Annotated in this window: 13 protein-coding genes and 1 tRNA gene; 4 read left to right on the forward strand and 10 right to left on the reverse strand. The window is 39.1% G+C overall.

Going from position 1 to position 14282, the window contains the following annotated elements:
• Window positions 1–4 precede the first annotated feature (4 nt).
• The 5 genes from ACQK2H_RS17805 to asnS all read right to left on the reverse strand — a co-directional run bounded on the left by ACQK2H_RS17805 (window position 5) and on the right by asnS (window position 4077).
• On the reverse strand, window positions 5–409 hold the full coding sequence (locus ACQK2H_RS17805; RefSeq protein WP_425392731.1) for a type II toxin-antitoxin system VapC family toxin: 405 nt from the start codon (window positions 407–409) through the stop codon (window positions 5–7).
• Window positions 409–642, reverse strand: a complete 234-nt coding sequence (locus ACQK2H_RS17810; protein ID WP_425392732.1) for a ribbon-helix-helix domain-containing protein — start codon at window positions 640–642, stop codon at window positions 409–411. Before ACQK2H_RS17810 ends, ACQK2H_RS17805 begins: the two co-directional genes overlap by 1 nt.
• 35 nt (window positions 643–677) lie before the next feature.
• Window positions 678–1496, reverse strand: a complete 819-nt coding sequence (locus tag ACQK2H_RS17815) for a sterol desaturase family protein (RefSeq protein WP_425392733.1) — start codon at window positions 1494–1496, stop codon at window positions 678–680.
• Between the two features lie 182 nt (window positions 1497–1678).
• Window positions 1679–2530 carry a carboxypeptidase-like regulatory domain-containing protein gene (locus ACQK2H_RS17820; RefSeq protein WP_425392734.1) on the reverse strand — a complete coding sequence of 284 codons (852 nt, stop codon included), beginning with the start codon at window positions 2528–2530 and terminating at the stop codon, window positions 1679–1681.
• Window positions 2531–2622: 92 nt separating this feature from the next.
• Window positions 2623–4077, reverse strand: a complete 1455-nt coding sequence (asnS, locus tag ACQK2H_RS17825) for an asparagine--tRNA ligase (RefSeq protein ID WP_425392735.1) — start codon at window positions 4075–4077, stop codon at window positions 2623–2625.
• A gap of 119 nt (window positions 4078–4196) precedes the next feature.
• Between asnS and rpoN the strand changes: the two genes are divergently transcribed.
• Complete coding sequence (gene rpoN / locus ACQK2H_RS17830; protein WP_425392736.1) at window positions 4197–5633, forward strand: RNA polymerase factor sigma-54; 1437 nt, start codon at window positions 4197–4199, stop codon at window positions 5631–5633.
• A gap of 8 nt (window positions 5634–5641) precedes the next feature.
• The gene (locus ACQK2H_RS17835) at window positions 5642–6244 is read left to right on the forward strand and encodes a hypothetical protein (RefSeq protein ID WP_425392737.1); all 603 of its coding nucleotides are present in this window, start codon (window positions 5642–5644) and stop codon (window positions 6242–6244) included.
• On the opposite strand, the gene ACQK2H_RS17840 is transcribed toward ACQK2H_RS17835, so the two are convergent.
• The gene (locus ACQK2H_RS17840) at window positions 6241–6957 is read right to left on the reverse strand and encodes an outer membrane beta-barrel protein (protein ID WP_425392738.1); all 717 of its coding nucleotides are present in this window, start codon (window positions 6955–6957) and stop codon (window positions 6241–6243) included. The genes ACQK2H_RS17835 and ACQK2H_RS17840 overlap by 4 nt on opposite strands.
• 256 nt (window positions 6958–7213) lie before the next feature.
• On the opposite strand from ACQK2H_RS17840, the gene ACQK2H_RS17845 reads away from it, so the two are divergent.
• A tRNA-Arg gene (locus ACQK2H_RS17845) sits at window positions 7214–7287 on the forward strand.
• Between the two features lie 323 nt (window positions 7288–7610).
• Here the strand turns inward: ACQK2H_RS17845 and ACQK2H_RS17850 are convergent.
• From ACQK2H_RS17850 to ACQK2H_RS17860, 3 genes are all read right to left on the reverse strand, one after another.
• On the reverse strand, window positions 7611–7934 hold the full coding sequence (locus ACQK2H_RS17850; protein WP_425392739.1) for a hypothetical protein: 324 nt from the start codon (window positions 7932–7934) through the stop codon (window positions 7611–7613).
• Between the two features lie 134 nt (window positions 7935–8068).
• Window positions 8069–8722, reverse strand: a complete 654-nt coding sequence (locus ACQK2H_RS17855; RefSeq protein WP_425392740.1) for a response regulator — start codon at window positions 8720–8722, stop codon at window positions 8069–8071.
• Window positions 8709–10067: a response regulator gene (locus tag ACQK2H_RS17860; protein WP_425392741.1), complete on the reverse strand. Its 1359-nt coding sequence runs from the start codon at window positions 10065–10067 to the stop codon at window positions 8709–8711. The genes ACQK2H_RS17855 and ACQK2H_RS17860 overlap by 14 nt, the downstream gene beginning before the upstream one ends.
• 78 nt (window positions 10068–10145) lie before the next feature.
• Between ACQK2H_RS17860 and ACQK2H_RS17865 the strand changes: the two genes are divergently transcribed.
• The gene (locus tag ACQK2H_RS17865; RefSeq protein WP_425392742.1) at window positions 10146–10736 is read left to right on the forward strand and encodes a LuxR C-terminal-related transcriptional regulator; all 591 of its coding nucleotides are present in this window, start codon (window positions 10146–10148) and stop codon (window positions 10734–10736) included.
• Here ACQK2H_RS17865 and ACQK2H_RS17870 read toward each other — a convergent pair.
• On the reverse strand, window positions 10726–13980 hold the full coding sequence (locus ACQK2H_RS17870) for a PAS domain-containing sensor histidine kinase (RefSeq protein WP_425392743.1): 3255 nt from the start codon (window positions 13978–13980) through the stop codon (window positions 10726–10728). The two genes, ACQK2H_RS17865 and ACQK2H_RS17870, sit on opposite strands and share 11 nt — an antisense overlap.
• Window positions 13981–14282 lie beyond the last annotated feature (302 nt).

Raw genomic sequence — 14282 nt, forward strand, 5'->3', positions numbered from 1 at the left:
AAGGCTAGCTTTCTCTCCAGTTTTCCATTTTTAACAATGGAATTCTTTGAAATTCGCTGATATTAGATGTTACCAGCGTTAACTTATTTTCCAATGCCGTGGAGGCAATTAAAACATCATACGGCCCTATTGGATTTCCTTCGCGCTCAAGATTCGCTCGAATTTTCGCTGCGACCTGAGACTCCTCGGTTCTGAACGGAAGAATCTCCACATCACTTACAAACCCTAATACTGCCTCTTTGATACCTTTCTTAAGAGTTGCATTCTTAGACAACCCATAGAATAGCTCATAAGCAGTTACTGAAGATATTTTTACTTGAATTGGAGAAACAGACCTTAATTTTTCTAATGTAGCATTATCACCTTTTACAAAGTCACTGACGACACATGTATCCAAAAGATAGCTCATCAAAAAATGTCTGGATTTGGAGCTTTTAAATCACCTCTGGATTTTTCAAACGGTTCAATGGTACCATCTCCTTCGAATTTATCCATCCAACTTCCCCAGGATGTCTTCTTATCTTGCTTTAAAAGAAGTTCAATAGCTTTTCTAAAAGCAGCACTTCTGGAAATTCCTTTGCTTTGAACATACGCTTCGAATTGCTCTTTTAACTTATTCGGTAAGTAAATGGACATATTCATACCACAAATATATTATGTTATAATATAATACATAACTAGTAATCCGTCTTGATCGACTTATTGAAGGGCAATCCAAGCTGGTACTTGATGTTTTCATCCTTGGTGGGGTCAGTCACATCCAGGCCGTATTTGATTTTAGATGGATCGTCGTAGGTGAAGGTCCCAAACATTCGATCCCAGATAGAAAGCACATTACCAAAATTGGTATCCGTCCATGGACGTTCAAAATGATGGTGGAATTTATGCGTGTTTGGAGTAATGATAATGTAACTCAATGCTTTATCTAACCATTTCGGCAAGCTGATATTTGCATGAGTCCAGTAAGTAAAGAAGATCGTGATGATTCTGTAAAACAGATAATAAGCCACCGGCATTCCGAATAAAACAAATGTTGCCAGTGCCAATGCCTCTCTCAACACAAACTCAATGGGGTGCTGACGTACACCAGTAGTGAGATCTACTTTCGTATCACTGTGATGTACCATATGAAGTTTCCACATCCATTTTACACGGTGCAGCAGGAAGTGTGCAAAATATTGAGACACTAAATCAAGCGCGACAAATGAGATCAGTAACCCAAGCCAAACAGGCATCTCAAACCAGTTTAGAACACCAAACTCTGCCTGTGACGTCCATTTGGTTGCCCCGACGAGAGCTATTCCGTAGATCACATTGATGATCATTAGGAAAACGAAGAAAAACATATTCACACCATCGTGACGTAATCGCTTATAGTCATGCTTCACAAGGGGAATGAAATTCTCCAGTATAAAAAAGAAAGCCAGGCACATGCCCACCCAAATGATTTTTTGGATGGTTGTTAGCTCAGCAAAATAATTTAGAAAATCCTCCATGACATACTGCTTAATCCGGTAACGAATATACAACAGCAGCCATAAATTGTTTGTTTCTAAAACTCGTAATTACACTGAGTATACGTGAAATGAATTCTAACTCTAATATTGGAAGCCAAAAGCTAATTCAGCTCATATTCATGAGCTAGACTTACACTAATTCAAGATTTACCGACTAAACATCATTTCAACTTATACACCTCAGCTCCGATGGAATAAATATGTCTTTGTCCAGGCAAAGCGTATTGCCACTTTCCCAGGCTAGCATTCCGAACGAGCTGTTTTTTGGAAAGGGTATTGGACTCGGAGCATACAATGGAGAAATAACCTTCTGTTGGTTGCCACAACACATTCAAAAACTCGAAACAAACGAAGAAGTCTTCATTAAGCACCAAATTCATGTGACTCAAATCAACCTCAACCCATCCTTCCTGATGGGAAATATCCATAAAAGCTCCTTCGAATACATCTTGCCCCGGCAGTCCATTTGAGGTTTTCTCAAGTACCCGTACTCTCAGTTTGGCTTTTTCAAGGGTATTGTCTCCGATTTTTATTTTTGCTTTGGAGAGAATAACCGGATAAGTACTAGCTTCCATCAGTTGGGCTATTTGTGCTCCTCCCTTGAAGTTGGCATAGCATGAACCCCAATAAAACGTCGGTTTTACACCCAATTTTTCATACTTTCTTTTTTCCTTATCAGGTGTAATCTCGACAGTCTTAAGCTGTATAATGGCTTCATCAAGTGTTATTACATTTTCTTTGTTATTCAACAGGTAAGAAATGGATAGCTTCTTTCGAACGTGGACCACCTCAGAAAAAGTCAGTGAGTCATCCATATACTTGGCGGGGATGGCTAAGCGAAAGCGGCCATCTTCGTTGGATACTGTTCCAACGTTCTCACCTACTATTCCTATGGCAGCATACGGAATTGGCTGCCTGGTCTTTGCATCCACTACCAGTCCCTCAATGATTTGATCCTGCGAATAACAAAGCACACTACTGAAAACCAGCCAATAAAAAAATAGCTTATTCATCTCTTTGTTAATTTATAAAAACGATGGAATGCAGTAAGGAATAGTTACAATTTAGATTTTCCCTTACTTATTCATAAGCAACAAACGAGCTCTTAGAACTCGCAATTCCCAGGAGTACGTGGGAATGGAATCACGTCTCTGATATTCCCCATACCTGTCACAAACTGGATCATTCGTTCAAATCCCAGTCCGTATCCACTGTGAGGTACCGTTCCATACTTACGAGTATCCAAGTACCACTCAAGCTCCTCTTTTGGAATATCCATTTCTTGCATACGCTCCTCTAGCTTAGAACCACGTTCCTCACGTTGAGAGCCCCCTACTATCTCTCCTATTCCCGGGAAAAGCACATCCATAGCAGCTACCGTCTTGCCATCATCATTTTGACGCATATAAAACGCTTTGATGTCTTTCGGATAGTTGAAAAGGATCACCGGCTTTTTGAAATGTTTTTCAACAAGGAAACGCTCATGTTCAGACTGAAGGTCTGCTCCCCATTCCTCAATCAGGTATTGAAACTTCTTCTTTTGATTTGGTTTAGATCGCTTAAGTATTTCAATGGCGTCCGTATAGGAAACTCTTTCAAAATCATTTTCAGCTACAAACTCCAATCGTTCAACAAGCGTCATTTCACTTCGCTGATTTTGTGGTTTTTGTTTTTCCTCATCTTGCAATCGCTTGTTCAAAAATGCTAAATCATCTTTGCAGTGCTCTAGTGCGTGACGCACCATGTATTTAAGCATTTCCTCCGCCAGATCCATGTTATCATCCAGGTCGTAAAAAGCCATCTCAGGCTCTACCATCCAAAATTCCGCCAGGTGCCGTGTGGTGTTACTGTTCTCCGCTCTGAAAGTAGGTCCAAACGTATAAATCTCAGAAATGGCCAATGCCGCCAACTCCCCTTCTAATTGGCCGGAAACCGTCAGATTAGTCTCTTTCTCAAAGAAGTCTTGCTTGTAGTCTACCTGACCGTCATCGGTCTTCGGTACATTGTTCAAATCCAGCGTTGTGACTTTAAATGTCTCTCCTGCACCCTCTGCATCTGAGGCAGTTAGAATTGGGGTATGTAAATAAAAGAATCCTTTATTATGAAAGAACGTGTGTAAAGCATACGCCATTTCATGACGAATCCTGAATACTGCTCCGAAAGTGTTTGTTCTTGGGCGAAGGTGAGCAATCTCTCTTAAAAACTCCATCGAATGCCTTTTTGGCTGGAGTGGGTATTCGTCCGGATGAGCTTCACCCAACACTTCTATTACATCAACTAATAACTCAACGGATTGCCCGGCACCCTGAGATTCAGCTAATTTTCCAGTGGCAGAAATACTTGCACCTGTAGTGATTGTGCGAAGTACCTGCTCATCTACTTTTGACACATCCAGCACCAATTGCAAATTATTAATGGTGGAGCCATCATTAAGCGCTACAAAGGCCACATTCTTGCTTTCACGCTTCGTTCTAACCCAACCTTTTACACATAATTCTTCTCCAGATTTTCCATCCTTCAAGATTTGCCTGATTTTTGTTCTTCTTATTTTGTCCGCCATCGTTAAATATTTGCGCGGCAAAAGTAACGAATGTGATATTTTTGACTCACATAATAAGGTCTTAAGCTTTTTGGCTTGCCTTTAGCTAAGACTTTATTAGAATTACCAGGACTTAAAACATGCAAAAACTCTCACTAACACAATCGCTTCAACAGAAACTGTCTCCACAGCAGATACAGTTTATTAAGCTATTGCAAGTACCCACTGCTGAATTGGAAGCGCGTGTTGAAGAGGAACTGGAAGTGAATCCGGCTCTGGAGGAAGGAAAGGAAGAGAAGGAAGCTGATGATCCGGCAGAGGAGTATGATGAAGAGTACGATGATGTGGCTGAAGGGATAGAAGACTATCTGCAGGATGATTACGCCGGGTATAAGATGCAGGGGGACGGCAGGAATCCTGACGAGGAAGACAAAGAATCACCCATATCAATGGGGAAAACGCTTCACGAGCATTTGATTTCCCAGCTTGGTTACTTAAAGTTGGATGAAAGACAAGAGGTACTTGGAAGACAATTAATTGGCAGCATAGACTCTGATGGATATATCCGAAGAGAACTAGAGGCCATTGTAAATGATCTTGCCTTCTCTCAGGGAGTGGAAACTGATGAAGAAGAACTTGAAGCGCTGCTATATAAAATTCAAAATTTTGAACCTGCAGGAATTGGTGCCAGGAGTTTGCAGGAATGTCTCTCGATTCAATTGGAAAGAAAAGATAGTGACAGTGAAGTGGTTCAGATAGCTCAAAGAATCATTGACAATTGCTTCAACGAGTTTTCTAAAAAGCATTACGATAAAATCTCTAAGAAACTAGGCATTGAAAATGAGGACTTACTTCGTGAGGCGATCTATTTAATTACCAAGTTGAATCCCAAGCCTGGAGGTACCGGTGACGAAATGGTCAAGACCCAGTACATCATCCCTGACTTTATTTTAGTGAATAATGATGACAAACTTGAGCTCTCATTGAATTCGAGGAATGCTCCTCAGTTAAAAGTAAGCCGTTCGTATTCTGAAATGCTACAGGCTTATGATAAAAGCAACAAGAAGGACAAGAAACTAAAAGAAACTGTCTCATTCATCAAACAGAAACTCGACTCAGCTAAGTGGTTTATAGATGCCATCAGACAAAGGCAGCAAACACTTCTTAATACCATGCAAGCCATCATCGACTTTCAGTATGAATATTTCCTGGAAGGTGATGAAAGCAAGCTAAAACCAATGATATTGAAAGACATTGCTGACCGAATAGGCATGGACATTTCCACCATATCACGTGTAGCAAGTAGCAAAACGGTTCAAACCGAATTTGGTGTTTTCCCTCTCAAGTATTTCTTTTCAGAGGGAATTTCCACTGATTCTGGAGAGGATGTGAGCAGCAGGGAAGTAAAGAGTAAGTTGAAAGGATTTATTGAAGCTGAGGATAAATCAAAACCTCTATCGGATGAAAAATTGGAAAAAGCACTGAAAGAGTGTGGTTACAATATCGCCAGAAGGACGGTTGCAAAGTATAGGGAGCAATTAAATATACCTGTGGCTCGCCTCAGAAAGGAACTTTGAAAATATTGATGAAGATAACGTCAGTGGTGTTTCATCCACTGCTAATGGCTAGCTATTTAAGTGCTGTGCTGTTTAGAGAAGCTCCGGAGCTTTTTCCGAGGATAGTGCCTCAGATTATTCCTCAATTCGTACTTGTCATCTTTATCACAACCGCATTGATGCCGGCTCTGAGTATTTTTCTGTTAAGATCATTTTCCTATATCTCTAATCTTGAGCTAACAAAAAGACAAGAGCGCTTACGACCTTTTATATTCATTGCATTTTATTATGCTGCGTCATCGTATCTATTTGCAGAAAAACTTCAAATGGGACCTGTATTCATGACAGTGATGATTGGTGTATCCGTATTGATCGCTCTCCTATTGGTGATTACGACATGGTTTAAGATCAGCATCCATGCTACTGCTACCTGGAGTGGTGTGGGATTTGTAAGTGCGCTGGTGATAACTATGGGAGTAAATCTGGGATGGTATTTTTATGGCCTCATCATCGCAGCTGGATTAACCAGCACTAGCAGGCTATTTCTAGGCTATCATCAGCCAAAAGAAGTATGGACGGGAGCTATTCTTGGATTTATTTATAGCTTCCTGACCATCGTGATATTTCTTTAGAAGCCGGTTACATTTATTCCGATTGTTGTCATTACAGGATTTGAACCGTCCGCAAATTCATCATTGAACACGTTTGAAAGATACCTTTTGTAAAAGAGGTGCACTCCCTTAAAGCCTGCTCTTACCTGATAGCCATATCGGAAAGAATTTAGGTTGAACTTACCGCCTATTTTTTGTCTGGTGGTTTCACCGTTATTATCATACTTCCATTTAGTATGCGCATTCAATCTCAGACCAACAATACCGCCAGCTCCTATAAATAAACCCTCTCCATCTTCAGTTCCAAGTGGGTGAAACCTTAACTCAAATGGAATGTCAAGGTAGGTTGTTGCTAATTTATTTTTTGCGAAATTTTCAGGATTCGTTATTAGTGCGACAGGTCTAATAAAATCATCATCCGGATTATTGGGAGTATCATTATTATCAGAATAGTTACTTGCTAAAGTGACTGTATCCCCCAAACTCATTTTCTCAAGCCCGAGACCCACGCCATAATTAAAAGATAGTTTACCGCTCAATACCTTTCTTTTAGAGTAGTAAAGCCCTATGGATTTAGAGGACCACACACTTCTTTCTAAATCACCCGGCATGGAAGACCAAACATTAAAGCCTACATCCACCATCAAATCTCCCGGAATATCCGGTCGCTTCAATTCCTGTGCACTTACAACTAATAGTGAAAGGCTAAACAATGCTCCTAATAGGTACTTCATAAATTTCTTTTTAATAACTGCAAAGAAGGTTCTTTTTCACCGTTTTTGATCTTAATGAATGTTAAATGATAAAAAAGCGCGTGAAAAATTTCGGCAAAGATAGAATCATGGAGCACTAACGAAAATTTTCAAGCATAATTGTTACTTTTGCGCTCCTGTTCGACTCGTAGCACTCGCGGTAATTATCGGGAGGATAATGCATCCCGACGATACTGTCGGGAAGATTGAGAGTTCGAAAGGATGTATAGTTTTAAAAGGACTCGTAGCACAACTGGATAATGCACCTGGTTACGGCCCAGGAGATTGGGGGTTCGAATCCCTCCGAGTTCACATAAATTAAAAGACCAGCCTCGTGCTGGTTTTTTTATTTATAGGGATTTGGGATGAGAACCCCTTGGGGTTCGGAAATGGAACGCAGTGGAATTCACGAGGGGATGTGCGGTATGGATGTGCGCATGAGTAATCCCTCCGAGTTCACGAAGAATGAAAAGAATCGGTGCGTCAGTATCGATTTTTTTTGTTGTAAGCCGAGCCAAATTCATTTTGAGCGAGTGTGAAAAAACAATAAAAATGAATCGTAGATTTATTCTTTTCATTCGGAATTTTAACCTTTAAGGGATCATGAAATAATCCCTCCGAATACCTCCGCGTGATCACACGATGTAATTATCCGCGAGTGAGAGTCTGTCTTCCGAAAAACTATTTTTAGGTGCACATATTCCTAGAAATGTATGTCCACCGATTCTTTGAAGTTTAATGATCTGATTGTCTCCCTGGTAGGTATATGCGGATCTGTTTTTAGTGAGTAAATCAATCCCCTGTATTTTATCCAGGGATATGACTACCTGTTCGCAATCAGGACTATTTTTTGACTTGTAGAGAAACGATCGATCAGTGGTATCAAGCACAAACACGAACCCATCCGGCATTATTTTCCGTAATGCATCAATTTTTTGGTGAGTACTATTTACAATCATATCATACCATTTTATTCTTAATAGGTTAGAATCTGGTGGTTTATGCTCAAGTTTATTACTCAAACATAACTTTTAGAGCTTGTAAATAGTCAGATGGTAAATACGGTTCTTTAAATAGGCAAAATCACTAATAATCAGATCTTTATAAGTCCGAGATTCATCGCTTTTTTTATGAGTTCAGCCATGTTTTTAGCATTGAGCTTTTTCATGATATTGCCTCTATGTGCTTCTACGGTGCGTTCACTTATGAATAGTTTTTCAGCTATTTCCTGGCTTTTTAAGCCATCAGAAATATCATTTAACACTTCCAGTTCTCTCTTGGTTAGTTGAACACTATCCGCTTTCTTTTTCTCTTTTTTAATTTCCTTGTAAGAATTCAATGCGGTATCAATTACTTCTCTGCTAAAAAACTTTCCGCCCTCAAGCACCTTCTCTATTGCAATCAAAATTTCATCAGCAACACTGTCTTTTACCACATAACCGGCAATATTGAAATTAAGGCCTTCCATCACGTATTCTTCATCCTTATACATACTGAGGATTATGATCCTAAGGTCAGGGTATTTCTCGCCAATTATCTTAGCTGCTTCCAACCCTGTCATCTCGGGCATTGAAATATCCATCAAAATGATGTCAGGGGTATTGCCCTGCTCCAATGACTCAATTGCTTTTGCCGCGCGATCGTATTCACCGATAATCTCGATGGATTGATCCAGATCTATGATGCTTCTCACACCTTTTCGAACAAGTTCGTGATCTTCTACTAGAAATAATTTAGTCTTTTTCATTAAATGGAATCTTTAGGCTGATGAATGTTCCCTTCCCCTTTTGTGTATCAATATTACACTCTGCTTTCAAAACCTGAGCTCTAAACAAAATGTTTTGTATACCGTGATGTGAAGTATCTGTCGTGTAATCACCGACCTCAAACCCCATACCATCGTCTTCAATCGTCATTTGAAGGTGATTTTTAAATCCATACAATTGTATAGATGCAATATTAGCTTGTGAATGCTTAATAATGTTTGAAATGTTTTCTTGAGCTATTCGATAGATATTCACCTTATGCTTCATATCCAACTCCGGTAAATCCTCTGAATAAAATTCAAAAGTGATATCGGATGATTTATTCGCTTGATCTACAATTTTTCTCACACAAACATCAATAGGAAAATCACTAAGGAGTGTTGGTAACAAGCCATCAGTTACTTTTCGCATCTCATCCAAAAACTGATCGACCATATCAATAAGGCCCGGACCTGTATCTCCTTTCTTGACAGCCAGCTTAATCATATTGGCTACTTGACCAACTCCATCATGTAGATCTCTGGCTATTCGCTCCCGCTCCTTTTCCTGGCCCTCTATAAATGACACGAGCCTTCGGTTCTTCATTTCCTCATTGAACTCATGCATTTTTACCCTTTCAGAAATATCCTTGAAAAAGAACAGGGTGTATTCTTCATCAAGAGAAACATTGTGTGAGTAAAAATCACCAAATATTCGCTCTCCTTTTCCCAGAACCAGTTCTAACCCAGACACATCTTCTTTTCCTACGACCTCCATCACCTCTTTGGTTTTGTAATCACGGAACTCCAGGATATCAGATATTTTCTGATTCATTAGTTGATCAAAAGGCCGAAAGGTAATGTTTTCTACAATTGAGTTTGTGTACTTGATATTTCCTTCCGCATCCAAAAGAAAAATTGCTTTATCAATGGAGTTTATAATGGCTTGAAAAAGCTCACTATTCTCTTTAATTTTTTTCTCTGCCTGGGCCTTGTACAGCGCAACATCAATATTTGATAGGAGCTCCGCCTCATTGAATGGTTTTACAACATAGCCATAAGGCAAACTAAATTTGGCTTTTTCAATGGTTGGCTCATCGGTCAATGCTGTGAGAAAAATAATGGGAATATCCAGATCTTGTTTGATTTCAAATGCAGCATCAATTCCATCCGAATTGGTCTCCATCATAATATCCATTAAAATCAGATCCGGAATTTCTTCACGTGCCGTTGCTACTGCTTCTTTTCCTGAATAGACAGACACTACTTCATGACTACCTGATTCAAGCGCGTGTTTGATGTGTTGATTTACAATTAAAGAATCTTCTGCAACTAAAATTTTTCCCATAGCTTTCAGGCCGATTAATCCGAATTTATAAGAAATTGTAGGATATTACAATTTGAACTGTCATGAATCCGCCGATAAATGAAGCACGTTTTTATCTTATCTAAAAATACTTCTTTTCCAAACTACCTTTTTCTACTCATTGATGAAGTGTATCCTGATCAATGTGCACTGGCTCCTGACTTTCGAGATAATCTAGACTTAATCGTAGTAGACACTGAAACCGTTTTGCCCGAGGAGCTCAATGAGCTGGAAGCCAATGTGCCTATCGTTCTATATGCAAACCAGATCAAACCCAAACTCATTCAGTATACCAGCAGATATGACGTAAACGGAGTGATTTCATTTTCTATGGAAGCTTCCGAAATCATGAAGACAGTTAAGACAGCTTTGGATAAAGACATTTTTTACAATGAAGCTATGATTTCGATGCTCTTTTCCAATAAGACCAATGAAATTGCTGAGCGTATTGCATCATTGACAGAGAGAGAAAATGAGATTCTTTCACTGATGATGAAAGACATGACGAATGAAGAAATCGCTGAGAAGCTTGATCTGAGTGTGCGAACAGTAAATGCGCACAAAGGAAATATAATGCGTAAGGCAGGCTCTAAAACCACTAGTGGCCTCATCCAGATGTTGATAGAATACTCTGCCTCATTTAGAATTTAGTTTTAAATCCATTTTCTTCATCTACTTCAACAATTCCTCCAAGCTGCTTAGCAAATGTTTTTATCAATGAAATTCCTAAACCTGTAGACTTATTTAAAACGTCAGGTGTTAGTTGTTCGCCATTATTAATTACCCTTAGCAGGTGTTCACCACTCTTCTTTGTGAAAAGGATTTTTATTTCACCTTTTTCCATTTTCTTAAATCCATGCTTAACCGCATTTCCGACCATCTCGCTAACCATCAACCCGATTAAAAGCGCTTTTTCAACATCAAGAACTATCTGGTCAGATATTACCTCAATTGAAAAGTTGGATGACGACATGATAATGTGAAGTTCATTTGCAATATGATTCAAATATTCAGAAAGGTTAATTTCAGAAACATTGTAGAATGTATACAGCTTATCATGGATAACCGCCATGGCTTTAATTCTGTCATTAATCTCCTCAAAAATTGCCTTCGCTTTTTCATTTTCAAGCTCATAAGATTTTAAGGCCAATATCGATGAGATGAGTTGCATGTTGTTTTTAACTCGATGATGCACCTCTTTTATTAAAATATTTTTCTCTTCCAGAGAGCTTTCCAGTTGATTCTGTAGCTTCTTATCAATGGTGATATCATATACTACCCCAACCATCCCCTTCAACTTTCCCTTATGATCTCTCAAGACCCGTGTGAAAGCTCGCAAAAACTTGACATCATCTACGATTTTGATTTGAACCTCTGACTCCAGGAAATTCACTCCTTTCTTGATCATTTCCAGACTTGAATGCACTAGCTCCTGCCCTTCGTCGAAGAAATAATCTTTTAACTCCGATAACTGCAGCGGCTCATTAGCATTAGGAAAAATATTGTACATCTGGTCTTCCCAGAATATTTCATCTTTTTCCCTATCGTATTCCCAAACTCCCAGGTTGGCAATCTCCGTTGCAAGTAAAACCCTGTCAGTCAATTTGCGAATTTTCTGTTCAGCATGCTTCTGTTCAGAGATATCCTGTACAGTCCCAATCATTCTGACCACTTCTCCCTTTTCATTTTTGATCATCTTCCCTCTTCCGGAAATCCACTTTGTTTTTCTTGTTTTCAGATGTATGATTCGATAGATATGGAAAAAGTCTTTCCCATCCTTAATGCTTCTTTCGAGCTTTCGAGCAAACTCATCTATATCCTCAGGATGTATCAGTTTTTCAATTACAGATAATTGTCGATCTGATTTAGATAACCCCATCATCGAAATCATTTCTTCAGATGGTTCAAAGTAGCCGGTTGCCACTTCGTATTCATAGTTGGCGATTTTGGATATCCGTTGGGATTCAAGCAGCTTGAACTGACTATCCTGAAGTTTTCGTTCTGCTCTTTTAAGATCCGTCACATCAAGCATGCCGGTAATTGAGCGTTCGAATTTCCCATCATCGTCATACTCCGCGACAGCTGAAAGCAAGACATCTATCTCCTCGCCGTTTTTCTTTCTGTACTTATATGCCACGTTCCTGACATACCCCTCAGAGAAGAGGTTTTTGAGATTGGTTGCTATAGATCTCATGGAATCTTCTGAGAGGAAGTCAATAGGTGTCTTTCCAATTACTTCATTTCGTTCATAGCCCATTTTTTCAAGCCAATAATCACTAACACTAATAATTTCCAGCTTTTCATTAATGGAGTGCATCATGACCGGAGCTTTGTTGTAAATGTTTCGGTATTTTCTCAATGACTTTTCAAGAGCCATCTCGATCTCTTTTCTGGTATTGATATTTTGCCAGGTAATAACAGCTCCAAATGGTTCTTCGAGACAGGTCGCTCTTAAATTATACCACTTTCCATCAGCCATTTTCAGCTCATGTTCGATGACTTTTATTTCCTCATTCAGAATGGACCTGAGACCGTTTTTGAGATAGTCATCCTTATCCAGATATTGGATAAAGTTGAATAATGAAGTGCCTATTTTCAGGTCAGAATAAGGTTGTTTTCTTATGTAGGTTTTCAGTTTCTCGTTGACGTTGATGACATTTCCTTCAGAATCGATCACTAAAATTGCTTCATCAAGGGCATCTAAAATCCCTTGCTTTAGAGATTCCTCTTTCTGAATTTGTTCACTAGTTTCTACATACTCAGTGATGTCTTCTGTTATGTAGATTACATTTTCAAGGGTGTTTTCAGCATCAAATAATGGATAATATTTAATCCGAAAGTGTTTCTTAATTTTTGCATGTGTGAGCTCCACTGGAGCAGTCAGTTCTCCACTCTTTCCTTCGAAAGCTCGCTTTATTTCCTCTAGTTGAGATTCCTTGGTGAAAATGTCATTTTCAAAAATGTTAAACTCCCCTATATACTCTTTCAAGTTTACCAACCAGTAATCCTCGCATTTTGCATTCGCTGCAACCAGAAGTCCTTTAGCGTCATATATCGTAATAGCGTAAGGAGCTTCTGATATCATTCGCTGATAGCGCTGTTTGGTCTCCCTAAGCTGTATTCTTGAAGTTTTGCTCTCTGTGATGTCCAATGTGATGCCTCTCAGTTTGACAGGCTTGTTGTTATCTTTTACAACCTCAACCAGATCCCTTACCCAAATAAGTTTACCGTCTTTACGAACCATCCGGTATTCCAGCTGATAATTATCGACATCTTTTACCTTACTTTCTTCATAGGAAATAACACGCTCTTTATCCTCTGCGTGAATTCTCGATTGCCAAAACTTAGGAGTAAACCATTCAGTCTTTGGGAATCCCAATAGCTGCTTTGCTTTGGGGCTTACGTATGAAAAAGTATCCGTCCCAACTTCAGTCTCCCAAACAACACCATTGATATTTTCAACCAAAATCTTATACCTGGCAGCCTCTTCCTTCTGTTTTTTTTCTTCCTCAACCTTTTGTGTGATATCAGCAAAATGGGAAACTGCTCCAACTAATTGCTTATCGTCATAAACAGGGGATGCATTTATTGAAAACCACCTGGTTTTTCCTCCAATATCAATGCCCTGAATTTTAGAGGTAACAACTTTCTCCTTCTTTAGTGCTTCATAGAGTGCATGATCAGAAGCCTTAAGTGGCTTCTCGTTTTCATCAAATTGCGTCCAGTCATAGGATTCATAGTGGGCTCCAATCAAGGATTCACTTTTCGATACCTCCAGCAATTTTAAAGCTGACTTATTTGCATAAATAATACCGCCACCCTTGTCTACCTGGATTACTCCAAAGGGCGTATTATCCAATACATTGTGATGCTGAACGTTAATTTGATTATCCAAAATAGCTGGGTTATAGATAATGAGTTAATACCTAATTTAATGGGAAACAATGAAGAAATCAGAATTAGATCGGATGATCTCAACTGCATAAGCATTTTAACTAAATCAAATTCATCATTTGTACCGAGATGCAAAGCACTATTCTATTAGTCTATTTGTAAAGAAATAATTACAGAATTATTTCACTTCAATAAGAAGAAACAAAGAGTTAATTGGTGAGTTAATTCTTTTAAAAAAACAATGCGTTCAGCAGTGTGATTAGGTGATTAGGTGCCTCGGAGGAGGTACCTTTTTTTATGTCC

Source organism: Ekhidna sp. (assembly GCF_965228795.1).
GTDB lineage: Bacteria > Bacteroidota > Bacteroidia > Cytophagales > Cyclobacteriaceae > Ekhidna.

Bases quoted from the DNA above. Each gene is read 5' to 3' on its own strand.
- ACQK2H_RS17805 (WP_425392731.1), bottom strand. From the start codon at position 409: ATGAGCTATCTTTTGGATACATGTGTCGTCAGTGACTTTGTAAAAGGT.
- ACQK2H_RS17810 (WP_425392732.1), bottom strand. From the start codon at position 642: ATGAATATGTCCATTTACTTACCGAATAAGTTAAAAGAGCAATTCGAA.
- ACQK2H_RS17815 (WP_425392733.1), bottom strand. From the start codon at position 1,496: ATGGAGGATTTTCTAAATTATTTTGCTGAGCTAACAACCATCCAAAAA.
- ACQK2H_RS17820 (WP_425392734.1), bottom strand. From the start codon at position 2,530: ATGAATAAGCTATTTTTTTATTGGCTGGTTTTCAGTAGTGTGCTTTGT.
- asnS (WP_425392735.1), bottom strand. From the start codon at position 4,077: ATGGCGGACAAAATAAGAAGAACAAAAATCAGGCAAATCTTGAAGGAT.
- rpoN (WP_425392736.1), top strand. From the start codon at position 4,197: ATGCAAAAACTCTCACTAACACAATCGCTTCAACAGAAACTGTCTCCA.
- ACQK2H_RS17835 (WP_425392737.1), top strand. From the start codon at position 5,642: ATGAAGATAACGTCAGTGGTGTTTCATCCACTGCTAATGGCTAGCTAT.
- ACQK2H_RS17840 (WP_425392738.1), bottom strand. From the start codon at position 6,957: ATGAAGTACCTATTAGGAGCATTGTTTAGCCTTTCACTATTAGTTGTA.
- ACQK2H_RS17850 (WP_425392739.1), bottom strand. From the start codon at position 7,934: ATGATTGTAAATAGTACTCACCAAAAAATTGATGCATTACGGAAAATA.
- ACQK2H_RS17855 (WP_425392740.1), bottom strand. From the start codon at position 8,722: ATGAAAAAGACTAAATTATTTCTAGTAGAAGATCACGAACTTGTTCGA.
- ACQK2H_RS17860 (WP_425392741.1), bottom strand. From the start codon at position 10,067: ATGGGAAAAATTTTAGTTGCAGAAGATTCTTTAATTGTAAATCAACAC.
- ACQK2H_RS17865 (WP_425392742.1), top strand. From the start codon at position 10,146: ATGAAGCACGTTTTTATCTTATCTAAAAATACTTCTTTTCCAAACTAC.